This is a genomic window from Tahibacter caeni, assembly GCF_024609805.1.
GTDB classification, from domain to species: domain Bacteria; phylum Pseudomonadota; class Gammaproteobacteria; order Xanthomonadales; family Rhodanobacteraceae; genus Tahibacter; species Tahibacter caeni.
The window spans coordinates 1-2,379 of sequence record NZ_JANFVR010000509.1; the positions used below are offsets into that span (position 1 = coordinate 1).

A 2,379-nucleotide genomic window follows, 5' to 3' on the forward strand; every position below is an offset into this window, starting at 1 on the left:
GTGAGCGCGAGCGCGGCCACGATCGGCAGGCCGGCCGGCGACAGCAGCCAGGCGCTCGCGCCGGTCAGGAAACCGCCGTCGTCGATGGCGGCCAGCCAGGCCGAAGCGCTGCGCAGGGCGCCGGCGAGCGGCGGAGCGGCCACGAGCAGCAGGCCCAGCGACGGCGCTCCGGCCGACTGCCACCAGGCCGGGTTCGCGACGGCCAGCGGCAGCAGCGCGGCGATTTCGGGCGCGATCAACCCATAGGCCGCCAGCAGCCAGCTCGCGGCCGCCGCGGCGACCGTGGTGCCGCAGGCCGCCGCGAACGCGCCGGACGAGGCGGCCGTGCGCGTCAGCAGCGACAGCAACTGCAGCAGGGTCAGCGCCGCGGCGACGGCGCCGCCGAGCTGCAGGCCGCTGCGCAGGTCCTCTGCGGCGAGCAGCAGCGGAAAGGCCGCGAGCACGGCGGCGGCCGGCAGGGTGGCGCGATGCGCTGCGGACGGCATCAGCGCGGCTCCGCGTCGGCGAGCCAACGCTCGCCGTGGTCCGCGTACGCGGCGAGCACGGCTTGTATGCGCGCGAGGATCGCGCGCGGCGTCACGGTCGCGCCGGCGAACTGGTCGAAGGCGCCGCCGTCGCGGCGCACGCGCCAACGTTCGGCCGGCAGATCCTGCAGGGAATGTCCGCTCAGCGCGGCGAGCCAGCGGCCGCCGTCGTGCTCGAACGCGTCGCCGCGGCCGCGCGACTCGCGGTGCGCAAGCACGCGCACGCCGAGCAGGCGGCCGTCGCGCGCGATGCCGAGGCGCAGCTGCAGCGGACCGCCGTAGCCCTGGGCGACCGCATCGACGATGCAGGCGACCGCCGCGTCGCCGCGGCGCAGGCGCCACAGCGGCTGCGGGTCGTCGCTGCCGAGTGCCGCGGGATCGCGCACGGCGATGCGGTCGGCCAGCGGATCGTTGTCGTAGTCCAGGCCCGGCAGCAGGCCGGCGAGTTCGCCGCGCTCGCGCAGCTGCGCCTGTTCGCGCAGGCCGTCCTGGCTGAGCCAGGCGGCGAACGCGAGCGCGGCGAGCGCGAGCAGCGCCTGCGCGGCGAGCGGCCACGGACGGCGCGCCTCAGCCATGCCGGCCGTGTCCGTAGATGCGCGGCCGCGTCACGCGGTCGAGCAGCGGCGCGGCCGCATTCATGAGCAGCACGGCGAACGCGATGCCGTCGGGGATGTTGCCCCAGCGGCGTATCGCGAGGGTCAGCACCGCGACGCCGGCGCCGAACAGCAGGCGTCCGCGCGGCGAGGTGCAGCCGCTGACCGGATCGGTCACGACGAACCAGGCGGCGAACATCAGGCCGCCGCCGGCCAGATGCTGCAGCGGCGACGGATGCCGCTCCGCGTCGAGTAGCCAGAACGGCAGGGTCAGCGCGAGCACCGTGGCGAGCACGCCGGTGGTCGCCTGCCAGCCGATCACGCGGCGCCACAGCAACCAGAAACCGCCTAGCAGCCAGGCGCCGGCGGCCCAGGCCCAGACCTCGGGCCGGCTCTGCCGGAACAGCGCGGCCGCGCCGATCTCCGGCAGGCGCTGGCCCTGCGCGGCGAGCTGGCGCAGCGCATCGAGCGGCGTCGCCGAAGCGAGGCTGTCCCAGGTCGTTGCCGCGGTCGCGCCGAAGATCGTCCGTGCCGCGGCGGCCGGGTCGAGCGCCGTCGCCGGCCATTGCGCGACGAGGCGCGGGAACGCGAGCAGCACGACCGCATAGCCGGCCATGGCCGGATTGAACAGGTTGGAGCCGAGACCGCCGTAGACCTGCTTGACCAGGCCGATCGCGACGAGCATCGCGACGGGGCTCATCCACCACGGCGCGAGCGGCGCGATACACAGCGCGAACAGCACGGCCGTGACGAGAGCCGAGCCGTCGCCGAGCGCGCGCGCCACGTCGCGACCGCGCAGGCGCAGCGCGGCGGCTTCGATCGCGAGCGCGCTGACGACGGCCAGCGCGATCTGGATCGCGACGCCGGTGCCGAAGGCCCAGAGCTGCACGGCGATGCCGGGCAGCAGCGCGAGCAGCACGTCGTGCATGACGCGGCGCACCGCGACGGGTGCCGGAAGATGCGGCGCGCCGGCCGTGGCGAAGGTCTTCATGCCTCGTCCCCGCGCGGCGGCGCGTCGGTACTCTTCGCACGCTTGGCCTTGCCGCGCGCGATCGCCGCGAGCACGGCGGATTTGTCCATGCGAGACGCCGGAATGACACTGTTGTCCGATGCCTCGCTCGTGGCCGTGGCGGCGGCCTGTTCCTGTGCGAGCGCTTCGCGCCGTGCGGCGACGCGGGCGACCTTCTCCGCCTGCTCGCGCGCGAGACGCCGGGTGCGTGCGACGAAGCGCGTGCGCGCGAGATCGGCGCGCGCGCGCTGCG

Annotated in this window: 4 protein-coding genes; all 4 read right to left on the minus strand. The window is 75.7% G+C overall.

All coding sequences use genetic code 11. The features are described 5' to 3' along the window. A partial coding sequence (locus NON22_RS23210) for a hypothetical protein (protein WP_257389361.1) occupies positions 1–485 on the minus strand: 485 nt, incomplete at its 3' end. Further along, complete coding sequence (locus tag NON22_RS23215) at positions 485–1,099, minus strand: RnfABCDGE type electron transport complex subunit G (protein ID WP_257389362.1); 615 nt, start codon at positions 1,097–1,099, stop codon at positions 485–487. The genes NON22_RS23210 and NON22_RS23215, both read right to left, overlap by 1 nt. Further along, the gene (locus tag NON22_RS23220; RefSeq protein WP_257389363.1) at positions 1,092–2,108 is read right to left on the minus strand and encodes an RnfABCDGE type electron transport complex subunit D; all 1,017 of its coding nucleotides are present in this window, start codon (positions 2,106–2,108) and stop codon (positions 1,092–1,094) included. The genes NON22_RS23215 and NON22_RS23220 overlap by 8 nt, the downstream gene beginning before the upstream one ends. Then, on the minus strand, positions 2,105–2,379 hold a 275-nt coding region (locus tag NON22_RS23225), incomplete at its 5' end, for a hypothetical protein (protein WP_425508024.1). The genes NON22_RS23225 and NON22_RS23220, both read right to left, overlap by 4 nt.

Excerpts from the sequence above, each read along its gene's own strand:
- NON22_RS23215 (WP_257389362.1), bottom strand. The coding sequence starts at position 1,099 with ATGGCTGAGGCGCGCCGTCCGTGGCCGCTCGCCGCGCAGGCGCTGCTC.
- NON22_RS23220 (WP_257389363.1), bottom strand. The coding sequence starts at position 2,108 with ATGAAGACCTTCGCCACGGCCGGCGCGCCGCATCTTCCGGCACCCGTC.